Origin of the sequence: Pseudomonas sp. B21-010 (genome assembly GCF_024749325.1) — a bacterium.
Classification (GTDB): domain Bacteria; phylum Pseudomonadota; class Gammaproteobacteria; order Pseudomonadales; family Pseudomonadaceae; genus Aquipseudomonas; species Aquipseudomonas kilonensis.
Window position 1 is genome coordinate 5,198,286 of the sequence record NZ_CP087198.1, and the last position, 19,264, is coordinate 5,217,549.

The 19,264-nt window shown below is 62.2% G+C and carries 16 protein-coding genes; 11 read left to right on the top strand and 5 right to left on the bottom strand.

Annotated features, from left to right (window positions below):
- Positions 1 to 3 precede the first annotated feature (3 nt).
- From LOY50_RS23090 to LOY50_RS23135, 10 genes are all read left to right on the top strand, one after another.
- Positions 4 to 1,494, top strand: coding sequence for an alginate export family protein (locus tag LOY50_RS23090; protein ID WP_253478657.1), 1,491 nt, complete (start codon positions 4 to 6; stop codon positions 1,492 to 1,494).
- A 26-nt stretch (positions 1,495 to 1,520) separates the two neighbouring features.
- Positions 1,521 to 3,110 carry a mannuronan 5-epimerase AlgG gene (algG, locus tag LOY50_RS23095; protein WP_253477854.1) on the top strand — a complete coding sequence of 530 codons (1,590 nt, stop codon included), beginning with the start codon at positions 1,521 to 1,523 and terminating at the stop codon, positions 3,108 to 3,110.
- A gap of 11 nt (positions 3,111 to 3,121) precedes the next feature.
- The gene (locus LOY50_RS23100; RefSeq protein WP_214512377.1) at positions 3,122 to 4,570 is read left to right on the top strand and encodes an alginate O-acetyltransferase; all 1,449 of its coding nucleotides are present in this window, start codon (positions 3,122 to 3,124) and stop codon (positions 4,568 to 4,570) included.
- An 11-nt stretch (positions 4,571 to 4,581) separates the two neighbouring features.
- Complete coding sequence (locus tag LOY50_RS23105) at positions 4,582 to 5,718, top strand: mannuronate-specific alginate lyase (RefSeq protein WP_258689283.1); 1,137 nt, start codon at positions 4,582 to 4,584, stop codon at positions 5,716 to 5,718.
- A gap of 219 nt (positions 5,719 to 5,937) precedes the next feature.
- Positions 5,938 to 7,503 (top strand): MBOAT family protein, encoded by a 1,566-nt coding sequence (locus LOY50_RS23110; RefSeq protein WP_253477856.1) that lies wholly within the window; start codon positions 5,938 to 5,940, stop codon positions 7,501 to 7,503.
- An 11-nt stretch (positions 7,504 to 7,514) separates the two neighbouring features.
- Positions 7,515 to 8,690, top strand: a complete 1,176-nt coding sequence (locus tag LOY50_RS23115; protein ID WP_258689284.1) for an alginate O-acetyltransferase — start codon at positions 7,515 to 7,517, stop codon at positions 8,688 to 8,690.
- Between the two features lie 14 nt (positions 8,691 to 8,704).
- Positions 8,705 to 9,370 carry an alginate O-acetyltransferase AlgF gene (locus tag LOY50_RS23120; protein ID WP_258689285.1) on the top strand — a complete coding sequence of 222 codons (666 nt, stop codon included), beginning with the start codon at positions 8,705 to 8,707 and terminating at the stop codon, positions 9,368 to 9,370.
- A gap of 232 nt (positions 9,371 to 9,602) precedes the next feature.
- Positions 9,603 to 11,054, top strand: a complete 1,452-nt coding sequence (locus LOY50_RS23125) for a mannose-1-phosphate guanylyltransferase/mannose-6-phosphate isomerase (RefSeq protein ID WP_253477864.1) — start codon at positions 9,603 to 9,605, stop codon at positions 11,052 to 11,054.
- 172 nt (positions 11,055 to 11,226) lie between these two features.
- Positions 11,227 to 11,691 (top strand): multidrug transporter, encoded by a 465-nt coding sequence (locus LOY50_RS23130; RefSeq protein WP_258689286.1) that lies wholly within the window; start codon positions 11,227 to 11,229, stop codon positions 11,689 to 11,691.
- 35 nt (positions 11,692 to 11,726) lie between these two features.
- Positions 11,727 to 12,551 carry an SDR family oxidoreductase gene (locus tag LOY50_RS23135; protein WP_258689287.1) on the top strand — a complete coding sequence of 275 codons (825 nt, stop codon included), beginning with the start codon at positions 11,727 to 11,729 and terminating at the stop codon, positions 12,549 to 12,551.
- 206 nt (positions 12,552 to 12,757) lie between these two features.
- Here LOY50_RS23135 and LOY50_RS23140 read toward each other — a convergent pair whose 3' ends face one another.
- From LOY50_RS23140 to LOY50_RS23155, 4 genes are read right to left on the bottom strand one after another with little or no spacing between them, the layout of a single operon-like run.
- Positions 12,758 to 13,621, bottom strand: coding sequence for an HlyD family secretion protein (locus tag LOY50_RS23140; RefSeq protein ID WP_253477873.1), 864 nt, complete (start codon positions 13,619 to 13,621; stop codon positions 12,758 to 12,760).
- Between the two features lie 10 nt (positions 13,622 to 13,631).
- Positions 13,632 to 13,832 carry a DUF1656 domain-containing protein gene (locus tag LOY50_RS23145; RefSeq protein ID WP_258689288.1) on the bottom strand — a complete coding sequence of 67 codons (201 nt, stop codon included), beginning with the start codon at positions 13,830 to 13,832 and terminating at the stop codon, positions 13,632 to 13,634.
- On the bottom strand, positions 13,822 to 16,026 hold the full coding sequence (locus LOY50_RS23150; RefSeq protein WP_258689289.1) for an FUSC family protein: 2,205 nt from the start codon (positions 16,024 to 16,026) through the stop codon (positions 13,822 to 13,824). The genes LOY50_RS23145 and LOY50_RS23150 overlap by 11 nt, the downstream gene beginning before the upstream one ends.
- A 7-nt stretch (positions 16,027 to 16,033) precedes the next feature.
- Positions 16,034 to 17,629, bottom strand: coding sequence for an efflux transporter outer membrane subunit (locus LOY50_RS23155; protein WP_258689291.1), 1,596 nt, complete (start codon positions 17,627 to 17,629; stop codon positions 16,034 to 16,036).
- Positions 17,630 to 17,917: 288 nt separating this feature from the next.
- Here LOY50_RS23155 and LOY50_RS23160 point away from each other — a divergent pair, with 288 nt between their 5' ends.
- The gene (locus tag LOY50_RS23160; protein ID WP_003205334.1) at positions 17,918 to 18,886 is read left to right on the top strand and encodes a LysR family transcriptional regulator; all 969 of its coding nucleotides are present in this window, start codon (positions 17,918 to 17,920) and stop codon (positions 18,884 to 18,886) included.
- A gap of 27 nt (positions 18,887 to 18,913) precedes the next feature.
- On the opposite strand, the gene LOY50_RS23165 is transcribed toward LOY50_RS23160, so the two are convergent.
- Positions 18,914 to 19,171: a hypothetical protein gene (locus tag LOY50_RS23165; RefSeq protein ID WP_018606117.1), complete on the bottom strand. Its 258-nt coding sequence runs from the start codon at positions 19,169 to 19,171 to the stop codon at positions 18,914 to 18,916.
- Between the last annotated feature and the right edge of the window lie 93 nt (positions 19,172 to 19,264).

Here is a 19,264-nt window from a genome sequence, read left to right on the forward strand (position 1 = left end):
CTTTTGAAGCTCAATCCTTTTGTGCAGGCTGGTATTGGCCTGTCGTTTGCCCTGCTGTGGTCCTGTCCGACCCTGGCGGCACTGACCGATAGCAAGAATTTCGGCCTGGAAGTGAAGATCACCGGGCAGTCCGAAGATGACCGTGACCTCGGCACCCAGAGCGGTGGCGACGTCAACGGTGTCGGCCTGGACCTGCGTCCATGGGTCTACGGTGAAAGTGAAAGCGGCGCCTGGAGCGCCTACGCCATGGCCCAGGCCGTGACGTCCAGCGACATCATCGAGACCGACACCCTGCAACAGTCCGATGGCAGCACCCAGCAAACCGACAGCGGTGACCGCGAAGCCAAGAAAAGCTACCTGGCCATGCGCGAGTTCTGGATTGGCTACCGTGGCCTGACCCCCTACCCGGGCGAGCAGTTGAAGTTCGGTCGCCAGCGCCTGCGCAACGACGACGGCCAATGGCGCGACACCAACATCGAAGCCCTGAACTGGACCTTCGACACCACCTTGCTGCGGGCCAACCTCGGCGTCGCCGAACGGTTCAGCGAATACCGCACCGACCTCAAGGAATTGTCCCCCAAGGACAAGGACCGCCTGCACGTCTATGGCGACGTGGGCTACCAGTGGATGCCAGGCCAATGGGCCGGTATCCGTGCCCACCACTCCCATGACAACGGCAGCCTCGACTACCCGACCCCGGGCGAGCCCACCGACACCCTGGACAAGACCCAGAACGGCGACATCTCCTGGCTGGGCCTGGAAGCCAACAGCGACGCCTACAACTGGCGCAACACCAACACCGTCAACTACTGGGCCAGCATCACCGGCATGAGCGGCGAGCGCGACACCGTCAACCCGCTCAACGCCGATGGCACACGCCCGGCGCAAGCCAAGCACAGCGATGACGTGGACGGCTGGGCCACTGACCTGGGTATCCGCCTGCGCCTGGACCCACAATGGCAAGTCGGTGCGGCCTATGCCCGCGCCAGCGATGAGTACCAACAGAACGGCCTGCAAAGCAACCGCTCGAACTTCACCGGCACCCGCTCGCGCGTGCACCGTTTCGGCGAAGCGTTCCGTGGCGAAATGGCCAACACCCAGAGCGCCAGCCTGTTCGGTTCCTGGCAGCTGCGTGACGAATACGACGCCAGCCTTGTGTACCACAAGTTCTGGCGCGTGGACGGCAACAAGCCAGTGGGCAGCAACGGTATCAATGCCGTGGAAAACAACACCGACGACGTGACCGGCGCCATCCTGTCCACCTCGACCCTGCCGCTGAATGATGGCGACAAGGACCTGGGCCAGGAAGTCGATCTGGTCGTCACCAAGTACTTCAAGCAAGGCCTGCTGCCGGCCGCGCTGAGTCAGTCAATTGATGAGCCGTCGGCGCTGGTGCGCTTTCGTGGCGGCGTGTTCAAGCCAGGCGACGCCTACGGCAAAGAGGTCGATTCGTACATGCATCGCGCCTTTGTCGACGTGATCTGGCGCTTCTGATGCGAATGGCCATGGGAGTGCCCGAAATGAACCGCTACCTCAGGAACAGCCAGGCGATGAAAGGTTCGATCAGCCTGTTGGTCGCAGCGATGCTGCTGGCCGGCTCGCCGGCGTTCGCCAACGTTGAACCGGTGGTCAAGCCGGGCAACGTGGCCAAGGGCCTGCAACGGGCCAAGACCTACACCGTCAACAGTGCACCGACCGCGCCACTGGAGCTGGCCAAGCCAACCTTGCCCGACCTCTCCGGCTACACCGCCGAAGCGGCCGCGGCAAAAATTGTCCGCTCCAAGCCCGGCAAGGTCAGTGTGCGCCGGATGATGCAGGAAGACGCCTTGAAGGACTTCATCGGCGGCGACAACAAGATGGCCGAGTGGGTCGTGCGTCAGCACGGCATCCCACAGGCCATCTTCGTCGACGATGGCTACATGAACCTCAAGGAGCTGGCCAAGAAACAGCCCAAGTACATCATCGAATCTTCGCCAGGTGTCTACCTGGCGAAGATTCCGATCGTGGTCGGCCGCAAAGGCATCCTTGAAATCGACAAACAGACCCAGGAATTGCGCATGTCCCAGGAGGGCGGCGCGTTCCTGGTCAACGATGGCCAGATGTTCATCCGCGACACCAAGGTCACCGGCTGGCGTGAAAAGGACAACGGCCCTGCGACCTTCCGTTCACCCAAGGAATTCCGTCCATTCCTGCTGGCCTGGGGTGGCACCGAGACCTACATCGTCAACACCAAGATGGCCAGCTTCGGCTACGCCAACAGTAAGTCGTACGGGGTGAGTATTTCCCAGTACACGCCGAACATGGCCAAGGTCCTCAAGCGCCCGGAACCGACCGGTTGGATCATCGGTTCCGAGTTCTCGGACATGTGGTACGGCTTCTACTGCTACGAAACCCGCGACTTCGTGGTCAAGGGCAACACCTACAAAGACAACATTGTCTACGGCATCGACCCCCACGACCGTTCCCATCGGCTGATCATCGCCGACAACACCGTCTACGGGACCAAGAAGAAGCACGGGATCATTATTTCCCGTGAGGTCAACGACAGCTTCATTTTCAACAACCGCAGCTATGACAACAAACTCTCGGGCCTGGTGATCGACCGTAACAGCGTGAACAACCTGATCGCCTACAACGAGATCTACAAGAACCACACCGACGGCATCACGCTCTATGAGAGTGCTGACAACCTGTTGTGGGGCAACAAGGTGATCAGCAACCGCCGCCACGGCATCCGTATTCGTAACAGCGTGAACATTCGCCTCTACGAAAACGTGTCCATGGCCAACGGCCTGACCGGTATCTACGGTCACATCAAGGACCTGTCCGACACCGACCGTGACATCAAGCTCGACCCGTTCGACGCCGAAGTCTCGCTGATCGTGGTCGGCGGCGAACTGGCTGCCAACGGCAGCGGCCCGCTGTCCATCGACTCGCCGTTGAGCGTCGAGCTGTACCGCGTGTCCATGCTCGCGCCGACCAAATCCAGCGGCATCAGCTTCACGGGAATCCTTGGCGAGCGCCAGGATGAAATTCTCGACCTGCTGGTGCGCCAGCAGAAAGCCGTGCTGATCGACCCTGTCGAACGCCAGACCGAAATGCGGGACTGAGGATGACCTTTATGAACCCAAAGATGATCAAACTCCTGGGCCTGTCCGCCCTGACTGCCGGCATTCTCGCCGCCGCAAGCGGCGCTCGCGCCGATGAAATCAAGGCCCCGAGCTTCACCGCCGAGCCATGCTGCAACCTGTGCCCCGAAGCCCACGACGCGAAGAACTACACCACGCGCTACCAGCAGAACTTCACCACGCTGGTGCAGGCCCAGGGCGACTGGTTGTTCCGGACCCAGGAAGACCTGCGGACCGAATTCAACACCACCCCGGCCGGCTACAAGCGCCTGCAGCAGTTGCACGATGCGTTCAAGGCAAAAGGCGTCGAGCTGGTGCTCGTCTACCAGCCGACCCGGGGCCTGGTGAACCGCAACAAGCTCAACCCACAGGAGAAGGCCGCTTTCGACTATGAGAAAGCCCTGACCAACTACAAATCCATGCTCGGCCGTTTCGCCCAGATGGGTTACGTGGTGCCGGACCTGTCGCCGCTGACCAACGAAAACCTGCCCGAAACCCTGCCGGCCCACGATTTCTATTTCCGTGGCGACCAGCACTGGACGCCATACGGCGCCCAGCGCACCGCCAAGATCGTCGCCGAGAAGGTCAAGCAGCTCCCGGCCTTCGCCGACATTCCCAAGCGTGAGTTCGAGACCAAGAAGTCCGGCCGCATGGGCAAGACCGGCACCCTGCACAACATGGCCGGGCAGTTGTGCGGCACCAGCTATGCGATCCAGTACATGGACCAGTTCACCACCGAGCCTAAGGGCGAGGCAGGTGACGGCGACCTGTTCAGCGATTCCGGCAACCCGCAGATCACCCTCGTGGGCACCAGTCACAGCGGCAAGAACTACAACTTCGCCGGCTTCCTGGAAGAGTCCATCGGCGCCGACATCCTCAACGTAGCCTTCCCCGGCGGCGGTTTCGAGGGCGCGATGATCCAGTACCTGGGCAGCGAAGAGTTCCAGAAGAACCCGCCGAAAATCCTCATCTGGGAATTCTCGCCGCTGTATCGCCTGGACCAGGAAACCATCTATCGCCAGATGATGGCGCTGCTGGACAACAACGGTTGCGAAGGCAAGCCGGCATTGATGAGCAGCAAGACCGCGCTCAAGCCAGGCAAAAACGAATTGATGGTCAATAGCAAGAACATGGATCTGCGTAACGGCAGCCACCAGGTCGACATCCGCTTCGCCGATACCTCGGTGAAAACCTTGCAAGCCACCCTCTGGTACATGAATGGGCGCCACGAGGATATCAAGATCGAAAAACCGGATACCTCCGAAACCGACGGACGTTTCGCCTTCCAGCTGCGCACTGACGAGGACTGGGCTTCGCAAAACCTTCTGGCTGTCGAAGTCCAGGGCCCTGAAGCCGGTAAAGAGCCGCAGCAGATCGAAGCGAAAATCTGTAAACGCAACGCATCTCCGCAAGCCGAACAAACGGCTCAAATCGGACAATGAGGTCTCGTCTCATGACCAGTACCACGCGCACCCGAACGTTGAAAACGCTGCTGGCGCCCTCCCTGCTGACCCTGGCGATGTTCGCCGGGGCCACGCAGGCCGCGGCCCCGCTGCGCCCGCCACAGGGTTACTTCGCACCGATCGAAAAGGTCAAGGCCGGCGAAGCGGCCCAAGGCTGCGACGCCACGCCGACGCCCTACACCGGCTCCCTGCAATTTCGCAGCAAGTACGAGGGCTCCGACAAGGCCCGTGCGACCCTGAACGTGCAGTCGGAAAAAGCCTTCCGTGACAGCACCGCCGACATCACCAAGATCGAGCGTGGCGTCAGCAAGCAAGTGATGCAATTCATGCGTGACGGCCGTCCCGAACAATTGGAATGCACCCTCAACTGGCTGACCGCGTGGGCCCAGGCCGATGCGCTGATGTCCAAGGACTTCAACCACACCGGCAAGTCCATGCGCAAATGGGCGCTGGGCAGCATGGCGTCGGCCTATGTACGCCTGAAGTTCTCCGAGTCCCGCCCACTGGCCAATCACCCGGAGCAGGCGCAACTGATCGAAGGCTGGTTCAGCCGGATGGCCGACCAGGTGGTCAGCGACTGGGACAACCTGCCGCTGGACAAGACCAACAACCACTCCTACTGGGCCGCCTGGTCGGTGATGGCCACCTCCGTGGCAACCAACCGTCGCGACCTGTTCGACTGGGCCGTCAAGGAATACAAGGTCGGCGTCAACCAGATCGATGCCGACGGTTTCCTGCCCAACGAACTCAAGCGCAAGCAACGCGCCCTGTCCTACCACAACTATGCCCTGCCACCACTGGCGATGATCGCCAGTTTCGCCCAGGTCAATGGTGTGGACCTGCGCCAGGAAAACAACGGCGCCCTCAAGCGACTGGGTGACCGGGTGCTGGCCGGGGTCGAAGATCCGGACATCTTCGAAGAGAAGAACGGCGACAAGCAGGACATGAAGGACCTGAAGATCGATTCGAAATTCGCCTGGCTCGAACCGTTCTGCAGCCTCTACACCTGTAGCGAGGATGTGCTGGAGCGCAAGCACGAGATGCAACCGTTCAAGACCTTCCGCCTCGGCGGTGACTTGACCCGGGTGTACGACCCTTCGCGGGAAAAAGGTGAAAAAGGAAGCTGACACCGTGTTCCCTGCCTGGCAGGGAACCTGTGGGAGCGAGCTCGCTCGCGATTGCGGTCTGACATTCACCATGGATGTCGACTGACACTCCGTCATCGCGAGCAAGCTCGCTCCCACAGGGAATGTGGTCTGTTTCGAATGCATTAGCCCCCCGGCTTTCATGGGGGGGTTTGGGGGGGCTCTGGCCCTTGACTGTTGATTCAACATGGAGAGATCGGGATGGTATTTTCATCCAATGTGTTCCTGTTTCTGTTCTTGCCGATCTTTCTCGGCTTGTACTACTTGAGCGGGCAACGCTATCGCAACCTGCTGCTGCTGGTCGCCAGCTATGTGTTCTATGCCTGGTGGCGGGTGGACTTCCTGTTGCTGTTCGCCGGCGTCACCCTGTGGAACTACTGGATCGGCCTGAAAGTCGGCGCCGCCGGCGTGCGCACCAAACCGGCCCAGCGCTGGCTGTTGCTCGGCGTGGCGGTGGACTTGTGCATCCTGGGTTACTTCAAGTACGCCAACTTCGGCGTGGACAGCCTCAACGCGATCATGACCAGCTTCGGTCTCGAGCCGTTCATCCTGACCCACGTGCTGTTGCCGATCGGGATCTCGTTCTACATCTTCGAGTCCATCAGCTACATCATCGACGTCTATCGCGGTGATACCCCGGCAACCCGCAACCTGATCGACTTCGCAGCGTTCGTGGCCATTTTCCCGCACCTGATCGCCGGCCCCGTGTTGCGTTTCCGCGACCTGGCCGACCAGTTCAACAACCGTACCCACACGCTGGACAAGTTCTCCGAAGGCTGCACCCGCTTCATGCAGGGTTTCATCAAGAAAGTGTTCATCGCCGACACCCTGGCGGTGGTGGCCGACCATTGCTTCGCCTTGCAGAACCCGACCACGGGCGATGCCTGGCTCGGCGCCCTGGCCTACACCGCGCAGCTGTACTTCGACTTCTCCGGCTACAGCGACATGGCCATCGGCCTGGGCCTGATGATGGGTTTCCGTTTCATGGAAAACTTCAAGCAGCCCTACATCAGCCAGTCGATCACCGAGTTCTGGCGTCGCTGGCACATCAGCCTGTCCACCTGGCTGCGCGACTACCTCTACATCACCCTGGGCGGTAACCGCAAAGGCACGCTGATGACCTATCGCAACCTGTTCCTGACCATGCTGCTCGGTGGTCTGTGGCACGGCGCGAACATCACCTACATCATCTGGGGTGCCTGGCACGGTATCTGGCTGGCCATCGAAAAAGCCGTGGGCATCAACACCACGCCACGCAGCATCAACCCGATCCGCTGGGCGCTGACCTTCCTGCTGGTGGTGATGGGCTGGGTGATTTTCCGCTCCGAGAACCTGCACGTGGCCGGTCGCATGTACGGCGCCATGTTCAGCTTCAGCGACTGGTCGCTGTCGGAACTGACCCGCGCCAACCTCACTGGCCTGCAGATCGCCACGCTGGTGGTGGCCTACATCACCCTCGCCTTCTTCGGCCTGCGGGACTTCTACACCAACCGTCCACCGGTCAAGACCAAGCCTGAGGTCAATACCGAGGCCAACGGCCCGGCCACCGCACAGCCGGGGATGATCAAGGCCGTACCGGGTGACAATCCATCGACGATCCATGAACCGGGCTACACCGTGGGTGTCGAAGCCCAGGTGCAACCGGCCTACTGGACCGTGGACTGGTCACGCTACGTGATGCGCGCCCTGGTGCTGCTGCTGTTCATCGCCTCGATTCTCAAACTCTCGGCGCAAAGCTTCTCGCCGTTCCTTTACTTCCAGTTCTGAGGGATCTGAACATGACCCGCTCATTACGCATCTTTTACATCGCACTGTTCATGCTGATCCTGACAGCACTGGGCCTGTGGTCGATGCGCAGTTTCTTCGGCTTCAGCACCAACCCCGACGCCACCGTGCTCAACGGGCGCTGGGCCAAGGCCGTGGAAACGCACTACGACGACCAGTTCCCGATCAAGCGCCTGGGCACCAACATCTGGGCTGCGCTGGACTACAAGCTGTTCAACGAAGGCCGCAAAGGCGTGGTCCTGGGCCGCGACCAGTGGCTGTACAGCGACGAAGAGTTCAACCCGATCGTCAACGAAGAGCTGAACCTGCAAGGCAACTACGCGCTGGTCGAAGGCGTGCGCCAGAAGCTCAAGGAACAAGGCGTGACCCTGGTCATGGCGATCGTGCCGGCCAAGGCGCGGCTGTACCCCGAGCACCTGGGTGACGTGAAGCCATCGAGCATTCACGCCAACCTCTACCAGGATTTCCATGCTCGCGTAGCGGCCGACAAGATCCTCGCGCCAGACCTGCTCGGCCCGCTGCAACAGGCCAAGCAAGGCGGCCAGCAAGTGTTCCTGCGCACCGACACCCACTGGACTCCGGAAGGAGCCCAGGTCGCTGCCGAGAACCTGGCCAAGGCCATTGCCGAAGGCACACCGCTCAACGGTGAGCCACAACGCTTCGTCACTGAGCCTGCGGAAAAAATCACCCACAAGGGTGACTTGCGCCAGTTCCTGCCCCTGGACCCGCTGTTCGAAAACCTGATGCCAGCCCAGGAGCCACTGGTCAAGCGCAACACCCGCGAAGCCGACGACAAGCCGGCCGGCGACGACGCGCTGTTCGCCGACGCCCAGGTGCCCGTGGCCCTGATCGGCACCAGCTACAGCGCCAACCCCAACTGGAACTTCGTCGGTGCACTCAAGCAAGCCCTGCACAGCGACGTCGTCAACTACGCCGAGGACGGCCATGGCCCGATTCTGCCGATGCTCAGCTACCTCAAGAGCGATGCCTTCAAGAACAACCCGCCACAGGTGCTGATCTGGGAGTTCCCTGAACGTTATCTGCCCGTGAACAACGAAATCGGCGACGCCGACCCACAGTGGGTCGCAGAGCTCAAGCAAGCCGGCGCGCGCCAACAGAACGTCGCCGCCAACACCCCATCCGAGACGCCCGACCGGGCGCAAAACTGAAAGAGAGGTCCACCATGACTTTCAACACTACTCCTCGCCGTCTCGCTGCTCGCTCCTTCAAGGCCATTGCCCTCGTCGCCAGCATGAGCGCCCTCTCACTGTCGGCCTTTGCCGGTGATTCGGCCCTGTACGGCCCGGTCGCGCCAAAAGGCTCGAGCTTCGTGCGGGTCTATAACGCCGCTAACGCCGAAGTCAGCGCCACCGTCGGCAGCACCAACATCAGCGACGTAGCCCCCTTGGCCAGCAGCGACTTCAGCTTCATGCCCGGTGGCGACTACAGCGCCAAGGTCGGCAGCCAGACCGTGCCGGTGAAACTGGCTTCCGATCACTATTACACCCTGGTCAACAACGCCAGCGGCCAGCCGCAACTGATCGAAGAGCCGCCGTTCAAGAACAAGCAGAAGTCCCTGGTCCGCGTACAGAACCTCAGCGACAAGGCACTGACCCTCAAGACCGCCGACGGCAAGACCGAAGTGGTGCCGAACGTGGCCGCCAAGGGCCGTGGCGAGCGTGAAATCAACCCGGTGAAAGTGACCCTGGCGCTGTTCGAAGGCGACAAGAAAGTCGGCGACCTCAAGCCCGTGGCCCTGGAGCGCGGCGAAGCGGCCGTGCTGTACGTCACCGGTTCAGGCAGCAGCCTGTCGCCAGTGTGGGTGAAACGCCCAGCGTCGACCCGCTGATGAATTCACCTGAGGGCTGAACGCCTATTTGTGTAGCAGCTGCCGCAGGCTGCGATCTTTTGATCTTGATCTTTCGCTTGGGATTCAAGTGTTAGGGGAAAGATCGCAGCCTCGCTTCACTCGTCAGCTCCTACAACAAAGATCAGCCATTCGGGTACGGAACAAGAACAAGAGAGTGAAACGACAGAACGCAGTAGCTCTAACAACCATTTCGCTTCAAGGAGTAACAAACATGATTCCGGTGATCTTGTCAGGTGGTAGTGGCTCACGTCTTTGGCCGCTTTCGCGCAAGCAATTCCCTAAACAGTTCCTGGCCCTGACCGGTGAACACACCCTGTTCCAACAGACCCTCGAGCGCCTGGTGTTCGAAGGCATGGACACACCGATCGTGGTCTGCAACAAAGACCACCGTTTCATCGTCAACGAGCAGTTGAGCAACCGTAAGCTCGAAGTCCAGCGCATCCTGATGGAGCCGTTCGGACGCAACACCGCACCGGCCGTGGCGCTGACCGCGATGATGCTGGTCAACGAAGGCCGCGACGAGCTGATGCTGGTGCTGCCGGCCGACCACGTGCTGGAAGACCAGAAAGCCCTGCAACGCGCCCTGGCCCTGGCCACCGTGGCCGCCGAGCGTGGCGAAATGGTGCTGTTCGGCGTACCGGCGACCAAACCGGAAACCGGCTACGGCTACATCAAATCGACCAACGACGCGCTGCTGCCTGAAGGCGTGAGCCGCGTTTCGCACTTCGTCGAAAAACCCGACGTCAAGCGCGCCACCGAGTTCGTCGAGGCCGGCGGTTACTTCTGGAACAGCGGCATGTTCCTGTTCCGCGCCAGCCGTTTCCTCGAAGAGCTGAAAAAGCACGATCCGGACATCTACGACACCTGCCTGCTGACCCTTGAGCGCAGTGAGCAGACCCCGGACACCATCACGCTCGACGAAGCCACCTTCGCCTGCTGCCCGGACAACTCCATCGACTACGCCGTGATGGAAAAAACCCAGCGCGCCTGCGTGGTGCCACTGTCGGCAGGTTGGAGCGATGTCGGCTGCTGGTCGTCGCTGTGGGAAGTCAACCCCAAGGATGCCAACGGCAACGTCACCAAAGGCGACGTGGTCGTCCAGGACAGCCGCAACTGCATGATCCACGGCAACGGCAAGCTGGTGTCGGTGATCGGCCTGGACAACATCGTGGTGGTCGAAACCAAGGACGCCATGATGATCGCCCACAAGGACAAGGTCCAAGGCGTCAAGCAGATGGTCAACACCCTCAACGCACAGGGCCGCACCGAGACTCAGAACCACTGCGAGGTCTATCGTCCGTGGGGTTCCTATGACTCGGTGGACATGGGCGGTCGTTTCCAGGTCAAGCACATCTCGGTCAAGCCGGGCGCGTGCCTGTCGCTGCAGATGCACCACCACCGCGCCGAACACTGGATCGTGGTCAGCGGCACCGCCGAAGTGACCTGCGACGAGAACGTGTTCCTGCTCTGCGAAAACCAGTCGACCTACATCCCGATCGCGTCGGTCCACCGCCTGCGCAACCCGGGCAAGATCCCGCTGGAAATCATCGAAGTGCAGTCCGGCAGCTACCTGGGTGAAGACGACATCGAGCGTTTCGAAGACATCTACGGTCGCTCCACTCCGATCGAACGCGGCGTCTCGGTGAAGACCATCGCGCAGTAACAACTAGCAACGATCAGCCGTACAAGAAGCCCCCATCCAGCCCACTGCGTCCCCTATCCGCAGTGGGTTGGGTGGGGGCTTTTTTTTGCAGTCGGTGATGGGCAGGCATCATTGCTTCAACATTGCCCGCCCCCTTCGGTAGGATGTACCTACGGTAACGGAGGCTTCCACCATGCTTATCGGCGTCTTGCTGATCATCACCTGGCTCATCCTGCTGTTGCGCTACCCGGCCAAGGCCTTGCCGGTCTCCCTGGCGGCGTTCATCGGGCTGGGGCTGGTCGCCGCGTGGGTGCTCTGGCAGGAAAACCGCGAGACCCGGCAATTGGAGCGCCTGGAAATGCGCATTACCTATGCCCCCGGACAATGCCCCGCCGACCGACCGCTGTCGCTGAACCTGAAGAACACCAATGACGTGCCGCTGATCGAACTGCGCTGGCGGGTCGCGGCCTATGCACCTGGCGACACCATCAACCTGGCCGACACCCCCTACGACGCACCGCGCTACCGGGGCCCCGGCCAATTGCAGGCCGGCGCCGACTGGCAAGACTGCCTGCCGCTGCCGCCCCTGCGTCCGGGGTATCGCCCGCAGACCCTGGAGTTTCGCGCCGAGCGATTGCACGGCAGCTTTTCCAACTGATTACCTTCCCCCACTTTTTGCACAAGGAATGCGCCATGCCTGTTGCGCTGATTACCGGATGTTCCAGCGGCATTGGCCGCGCCCTTGCCGACGCCTTCAAGACTGCGGGTTATCAGGTCTGGGCCACGGCGCGCAAGGTTGAAGACGTAGCGACACTCAGCGCCGCCGGATTCACCGCCGTGCAACTGGACGTCAACGACGGCCACGCCCTGGAACAACTGGGCGAACGGATCAACCAGCAGCACGGCGGCCTGGATGTGCTGGTCAACAATGCCGGCTACGGCGCCATGGGCCCGTTGCTGGACGGCGGCGTACCGGCCATGCAGCGTCAGTTCGAAACCAACGTGTTCGCCATCGTCGGGGTCACCCGCGCGCTGTTCCCGGTGTTGCGCCGGGCCAAGGGGCTGGTGGTGAATATCGGCAGCGTTTCCGGGGTGCTGGTCACGCCGTTTGCCGGGGCCTACTGCGCCTCGAAGGCCGCGGTGCATGCCTTGAGCGATGCCTTGCGCATGGAACTGGCGCCGTTCGGCATCCGCGTGATGGAAGTCCAACCGGGCGCCATTGCTTCCAGCTTCGCCAAGAATGCCGGCCATGAAGCCGAACAGCTGATCAGCGAACAATCGCCCTGGTGGCCCCTGCGCGACGGTATCCGGGCCCGGGCCAAAGCCTCCCAGGACAACCCGACCCCGGCCCACGAGTTCGCCGCCGGCCTGCTCAAGGCCGCACAACAACCCAAGCCCCCCCGCCTGCTGCGCCTGGGCAATGGCAGCCGGGCATTGCCCTTGATGGCCGGCTGGCTGCCCAAGAGGTTGCTGGAAAAAGGGTTGATGAAGCGGTTTGGGTTGGGGAAATCGCTGTAATCATCGCGATTTGGTTTTTTGCTGTTGTGGCGAGGGAGCTTGCTCCCGCTCGACTGCGCAGCAGTCGCAGGCTGACTCAGCTTACGGTGTCTGTTTTTTGGGGCGGCTTCGCCACCCAGCGGGAGCAAGCTCCCTCGCCACAGGGCTGAACTTCAATTGCTGTGGTGTGCATCAAATCTCCATCCCCCCATCAGTAGCCAGTGATCTCAGCGCTTGTCATGGGGTTCTACCACCACCGTGCAGGTCATCCCCGCCGCCAGCAGCACCCCGTCGGGCACTTCGTCGAGATGAATGCGCACCGGCACCCGCTGGGCCAGGCGAACCCAGTTGAAGGTCGGGTTCACGTCGGCGATCAGTTCGCGGCTTTCGGGGTTGTCCCGGTCGTAGATGCCGCGGGAGATGCTTTCCACATGCCCCTTGAGCATCTCTCCGCTCATCAACTGCAACTGCGCTGGATCGCCGACCCGCACCTTGGGTAATTTGGTCTCTTCGAAGAAGCCATAGACCCAGAACGAATTCATGTCCACCACGGCCATCTTCGCCTCGCCGATGCGGGCGTAGTCGCCACGGTGCACGTTGAGGTTGGTGACGTAGCCGTCCACCGCCGCGCGGACTTCGGTGCGCGACAGGTTCAGCTCGGCGGCTTCCAGTTGCGCCTGGGCCTGCTGGTAATCGGCCAGGGCCGAGTCGGCGATGTTGCTGGCGTCGTCGCGGTTTTCCCGGGAGATCACCAGGCTGTCCAGGTCGGCACGCCGATGGGCGTTGACCTTGCGCATCTCCCAAGTGGCCTTGCGCGACGCCACCTGGGAGCGCGCCTGCTTCACGGCGATGCGGTAATGCTCAGGATCGATGCGCATCAACAGGTCGCCCTTTTTCACCGATTGGTTGTCGCGCACCGGCACTTCGACCACCTCGCCACTGACATCGGCGGCCACATTGATGATGTCGGCCCGCACCCGCCCATCGCGGGTCCAGGGCTCGTTCATGTAATGGACCCATAACGTACGGCCGATCCACAGCGCCAGGGCCAGAACCAACAGCGTCGCCAGCAGGCTGAAAAACTTTCTCATCGCATCGATCTCAACGGTAGACCGTCAGCGCCAGCGCGCCGAACAGACAGATAAACAGACTCAGGCGCAGCAACGCCGGGTGCCAGAAGAAGCGGTACAGGTCCAGCCCCGACAGGAAGCGGTCCAAGGCCCAGGCCAGGCCGGCGGCGATGAAAAACATCAAGGTCATGGTGGGCATGTACACACCATGGAAAGCGATCTCACGGGGCATGTTCAGGTTCCTGGGGAAGCGGTGTGGCATGCGGTATGACATAGCCGGCCAATGGCGATTGCGGGTCCAGCAACGAGGTGCGGATGAAATGCAGGTAGCTTTTCACCCGGCGCAGGGCCGAGGTGTCGAAATGCGGGGCGAAGGGTTCGTCGGAGGCCTGCACGCGGCCGATGGCGTGGTCCACCGCCACCAGGGCACGCTCCAGATTGCTCTGGCTCGGTTGGCGGAACAGCCGCACCAGCGCCCGCCCCATCACACGAATCGCCTGGCGCCACGGCTGGCTTTCGGCATACGCCGGATGCACCGGCAAAATCGCCTGCTCCTTGCGCAGCTCGATAATCGCGTGGCCGACCTCCAGCACCACGAACATCCAGCGCAGCAAGTCCCGTTGCACCCGGGGCTGCCCCGCTGCCAGCCCGTAGGCCTGGTGCAGCAAGTCGCGGGTACCACTTTCGAAGCTCGATGCCAGGCCCTTGAGCTTGCCACTGATGGCAAACACCACTTGCTCGCGCAAATCCTGTTCGAGCCGGCGCCACAACCAGCGACTGTTGGGCGGCAGAATGATTGCCCCGGCCGCGGCACACACCAGCATGCCGAGGATCATCGCGATGTAATCGTTGATGAAGGCGTAGGGGTTGTAGACCGTCAGGTTGTCCGGCACCGAACCGGTGCTGAAAAAGATCAGCAGCCCCAGCCCGACCCCGGCGTATTTCGGCCGCGAGCTGAGGAACGAACCGAGCATGATCACCGGCGCCAGCATCACGCAGAGCAAAGGGAAGCCGTCGATCAGCGGGAAGATGAAGAACATCTCGACAAAACCGATCAACGCCCCGAACAACGTGCCGCAGGCCATCTGGAAAGCCATGCGCTTGGGGTTCGGCGTCGCGGCCGACAAGCCCACGGTGGCAGCGGCGATCATCGTCATGGTCGCGCCGCTCGGCCAGGCCGTGGCGACCCAGTAACTCCCCAGCACCAACAGGATGAAGGCGGCGCGAACACCCGATGCCGTGGCGGCCAGCCAGTTGGTCTGCGGCACGAACGGTTCGTCCCAGCGCTCACGTTCGTGGCGATGATCGGCCAGCGAGGCGTGGGTCAGGGCATAGCCGTGCAAGTCGTCGACGAAGCGATAAAGCAGCTCGTAGGCGGTATGGAAATCCAGCTGCTGCCCATCACTGGGCGCCGTTTCCTGGAACAACGCCCGCAGCCTTCGTACCTGGGCCGGCAGCTCGGCCTTGTACTCGGCCAGCGCCGCCGCCAGACGGGCCGCATCGGCATCGGTCAGGGCGCGGCCACTGAAACCGTCGAGCAGTTCGGCCAACGTTTGCAAACCTGGCTTGATGGCATTGACCACGTGATCCGCCGCACTGCTGCGCAAGCGTTCCAGCAACTGGTGCAAGGCGTTGAAGCGGGTGGTGATGCCCATGAACTCGCTGTTCAAGCGACTGAGCCGGCCGTTGCGCCGACGCATGTGCGGGTCTTCGAACACGGTCACGCTGCGCAGGCTTTCCAGGCCCACCGCCTCGGCAATGAAGCCCACGTTGCGCGCTTCGAATGCCTCCCGCTTGCTGCGCCCACGCAGGTCATCGGTGACAAACAGGGCAAATACCCCAAAGCGCTGGTACAAGGCATTGCGCATGGCGGCACTGGCGGTTTGCGGCAGGATCGCGGCGCTGACCAGGGTGGCGCAGAGGATCCCCAGGGAAATCTCCAGCACCCGCCAGACCGCCGCCATGAACGCGCCTTCCGGATGGGCCAGGGCCGGCAGGCCGATCATCGCCGCGGTGTAGCCGGCCAGCACAAAACCATAGGCCCGGAAGTTGCGATAACGCGCCGCCCCTGCCGAACAGAGGCCAACCCAGACCGCCAGGCAAGCGAGGAACGGCTCGGTGTTCTGGGCAAACAAGGCGATCAGCGCCACCATCACCGCCGAGCCGGCCAGGGTGCCAAGCAAGCGATAGAAACTCTTGGCGAACACCTGCCCGCTCTGGGGCTGCATGACGATGAACACGGTGATCATGGCCGTGCGCGGTTGCGGCAACTCCAGGCGCATCGCCAGCCACAAGGTCAGGAACGCGGCAAACAGGACCTTGAAGATATAGACCCAGGTCACCCCGTCGCTGCGGGCCCAGTCGAAGAAACCCCGGCGCCATTCGAGACGGTACAGCCAGCGTGCGGGGGCAAGTAAAGACATCACAAAAGGCCTACTCAACATTGTGGCGAGGGAGCTTGCTCCCACTTAGGTTGTGCCTTGTAGACGCTATGCGGGTGCTATGTAGGAGCTGTCGAGTGCAACGAGGCTGCGATCTTTCCCCAGACACTTGAGTCTCAAGCGAAAGATCGCAGCCTTCGGCAGCTCCTACAGTCTCAAGCCCGCCACCCAGCGCCGTCACCAGGTCGGCATGGGCACTCAAGCGCGCCGCCTGCACTTGCTGTTGCACCTGTTGCTGCTTGAACAACAGGCTTTGGGCATTGAGCACGTTGAGGTAGTCGGTGAGCCCGCGCTGGAACGCCACCATTGCGATGTCGTAGGTGCGCTGGGCAGCGGCCACCGATTCGGCGGCGAAAGCCTGCTGCTTGTCCATGGATTGGCGGCGGATCAGTTGATCGGAAATGCCCTTGAGGGCGTTCACCAGGGTCTGGTTGTAGTGCGCCACGGCGATGTCATAACCGGCCGCCGCCTCGCCCAACTGTGAACGCAAGCGTCCGCCGTCGAAGATCGGCAACGTGATCGCCGGCCCGACGTTGTAGGTGAGCTTCTTGCCCGTCAAGAACTCCAGCGCCCCACCGCCGGTGGCCATGTAACCGAGGCTACCCACCAGGTCGACATTGGGATAAAAGCCGGCCCGGGCCACATCGATACCCCGGGCCTGGGCCGCTACTTGCCAACGCCCGGCCACCACATCCGGACGCTGGCCGAGCAGTTCGGCGGGCAAGGCCGACGGTAGCTTCAAGGGCGCGCCGAGGGCCAGGGTCGGACGTTGCAATTGCGCGCCCTCTCCCGGCCCCTTGCCGGCCAGGGCCGCCAACTGATTACGGCTCAAGGCGATGGCTTCGTCCAGCGCGTCGAGTTGGCGATGGGTCTCGGGCAGTGGTGCCTGGGCCTGGCTGACTTCGAAATGGGTGCCGATGCCGCCGTCCAGGCGCTTCTGCGCAAGGTCGAGAATCTGCTCTTGTTGGTGGAGGGTTGCGGCGACGATATCGCGCTGGGCGTAGTGCAGCGAAAACTGGATGTAGGCACGCACGATGTTGCTTTGCAGTTCCAGTTGCGCCTGGCGCGCCTCAGCGACACTGACATGGGCCAGGTCAACCGCCCGTTCGCTGGCATTGCGCTCGCGGCCCCACAGGTCCAGGGCGTAGCTCAAGCCCAGGGCGGCATTGTTGTCCCAGGTCGTGGTGTCGGCCAGCTCGCCCGGGCCATAGAACTGATCGGTGGGCCAGTCATGGCGCTTGAGGGTCGCCTCGCCATTGATCTGCAGCGACTCGGCGGCCTCGGCAACACCGGCCATGGCCTTGGCCTGGCGCACCCGCGCGGCGGCCATGGCCAGGCTCGGGCTGTCCTGCATGGCCAGGTCGACCCAGCGATCCAGCTGCCGATCGCCATAGGCTTGCCACCACTGGCGGGTGGGCCAGTGGGCGTCGCGAGCCGCCTCGCGGATGGCGGCATCGGTCGCCAGTTGATTGGCCGGCAGTACCTGGCTTTGCGGCCCAATCCCGCCTGTCCCGATGCAACCGCTGATGGTTAATGTCAGAACCCAAACACTGAGAGTCTTCAGCTCTCTGCTGATGCAACGCGGCACTTGCGCAAAATTCCTGAGATCGAGCATGACGACGAGGATGGCTGCCTGTTAACGCAAAACTTGTGGGAGCGAGCCCTTGTGGGAGCCGAGCAAGCTCGGCTCCCACAAGGGCTCGCTCCCACAGGAATCAGTGACCCAGGATTGGTGGCAATTCTAGGCATCGCCCTCCCCGGCGATAAGCCGACCTTTCTGTGAATCTTTGTTACCGTTAACGCGATAATCCATTAGTCGGGTCCCGCTGCTCTGTAACTTCGTGTCACAATTTGCCACCTCCCAAGAGAGCCCTCCATGGACACCTTGCAAAACATGCGCGCGTTCAGTTGTGTTGCCGAAGCTGGCAGTTTCACCGCCGCCGCCGCGCAACTGGACACCACGACGGCCAACATCTCGCGCGCGGTTTCCAACCTGGAAGCCCACCTGCAAACCCGCCTGCTCAACCGTACCACTCGCCGCATTGCCCTGACCGAGGCGGGTAAACGCTACTTGTTGCGTTGCGAGCAGATCCTGGCTTATGTCGAAGAAGCGGAAGCCGAGGCCAGCGACGCCCATGCGCGACCGGCCGGGCAGTTGAAGGTCCACACGATGACCGGCATCGGCCAGCACTTCGTGATCGACGCCATCGCCCGTTATCGCAAGACCCATCCGGATGTGACCTTCGACCTGACCCTGGCCAACCGCGTGCCGGACATCCTCGACGAGGGCTACGACGTCTCCATCGTGCTCGCCAGCGAGCTGCCGGATTCGGGCTTCGTCTCCCAGCGCCTGGGGATCACCTACAGCATCGTCTGCGCATCGCCCGCCTACGTGAAAGCCAGCGGCTGCCCGCAAAAACCCGGCGACCTGCTCAACCACGCCTGCCTGCGCCTGGTCAGCCCGGTCATTCCGCTGGAAAAATGGGTGTTCGACGGCCCGGAAGGCCAGGAGATGGTCACCATCAACAGCTCACCGTTCCTGGTGAACTCCGCCGATGCGATGAAAACCGCGATCACCAGCGGCATGGGCGTGGGGGTATTGCCGGTGTACGCGGCCATCGAAGGCTTGCGCAACGGCACGCTGGTGCGGGTCATGCCCAACTACCGCTCCCAGGAACTGAACCTCTACGCCATCTATCCGTCGCGCCAATACCTGGATGCGAAGATCAAGACCTGGGTCGAGTACCTGCGAGGCTCATTGCCGGAAATCCTCGCGGCGCACCAGTCTGAGCTGGCGGCTTACGAATTGAGTGGAAGCCTGGCAGGCGCACGGGTCGCGAACTGAAGTCGAACCCGTGCGTGAAGGAGGATGTCAGCGCTTGCCCATCGAACGACGCGTGCCGGGAGGCGCGGCGCCCGGGGTCTTGGTATGGCCATTCTTCGCGCCGTTCTTGTACCACGGCTGCTGGCCGGCCCCCTTGGCCGCAGCCAGTTCACCGGGTTTGAACGGGAATTTGAAGGCAGGGATCGCCGCTTTGGCGTCCTCGGCGCTGGAAACATCGCTGTCGGACAAATCGGCCTGTTCGCCGCCGGGGAGTTCATCCGCAGGCGAAGGTGTCGGGGAAGTCATGTAAGGCTCCGGGTCATGCATGCAAGTCGGGCCCGAAGGGCGAGCCGCGAAAGGCGGCAGTATACCTGCCCGATATCACCGCGCGCAGGGCAG

What these genes read in the sequence shown, in the direction of transcription:
- algG (WP_253477854.1), top strand. Translation starts at nt 1,521, where the DNA reads ATGAACCGCTACCTCAGGAACAGCCAGGCGATGAAAGGTTCGATCAGC.
- LOY50_RS23100 (WP_214512377.1), top strand. Translation starts at nt 3,122, where the DNA reads ATGAACCCAAAGATGATCAAACTCCTGGGCCTGTCCGCCCTGACTGCC.
- LOY50_RS23105 (WP_258689283.1), top strand. Translation starts at nt 4,582, where the DNA reads ATGACCAGTACCACGCGCACCCGAACGTTGAAAACGCTGCTGGCGCCC.
- LOY50_RS23110 (WP_253477856.1), top strand. Translation starts at nt 5,938, where the DNA reads ATGGTATTTTCATCCAATGTGTTCCTGTTTCTGTTCTTGCCGATCTTT.
- LOY50_RS23115 (WP_258689284.1), top strand. Translation starts at nt 7,515, where the DNA reads ATGACCCGCTCATTACGCATCTTTTACATCGCACTGTTCATGCTGATC.
- LOY50_RS23120 (WP_258689285.1), top strand. Translation starts at nt 8,705, where the DNA reads ATGACTTTCAACACTACTCCTCGCCGTCTCGCTGCTCGCTCCTTCAAG.
- LOY50_RS23125 (WP_253477864.1), top strand. Translation starts at nt 9,603, where the DNA reads ATGATTCCGGTGATCTTGTCAGGTGGTAGTGGCTCACGTCTTTGGCCG.
- LOY50_RS23130 (WP_258689286.1), top strand. Translation starts at nt 11,227, where the DNA reads ATGCTTATCGGCGTCTTGCTGATCATCACCTGGCTCATCCTGCTGTTG.
- LOY50_RS23135 (WP_258689287.1), top strand. Translation starts at nt 11,727, where the DNA reads ATGCCTGTTGCGCTGATTACCGGATGTTCCAGCGGCATTGGCCGCGCC.
- LOY50_RS23140 (WP_253477873.1), bottom strand. Translation starts at nt 13,621, where the DNA reads ATGAGAAAGTTTTTCAGCCTGCTGGCGACGCTGTTGGTTCTGGCCCTG.
- LOY50_RS23145 (WP_258689288.1), bottom strand. Translation starts at nt 13,832, where the DNA reads ATGCCCCGTGAGATCGCTTTCCATGGTGTGTACATGCCCACCATGACC.
- LOY50_RS23160 (WP_003205334.1), top strand. Translation starts at nt 17,918, where the DNA reads ATGGACACCTTGCAAAACATGCGCGCGTTCAGTTGTGTTGCCGAAGCT.
- LOY50_RS23165 (WP_018606117.1), bottom strand. Translation starts at nt 19,171, where the DNA reads ATGACTTCCCCGACACCTTCGCCTGCGGATGAACTCCCCGGCGGCGAA.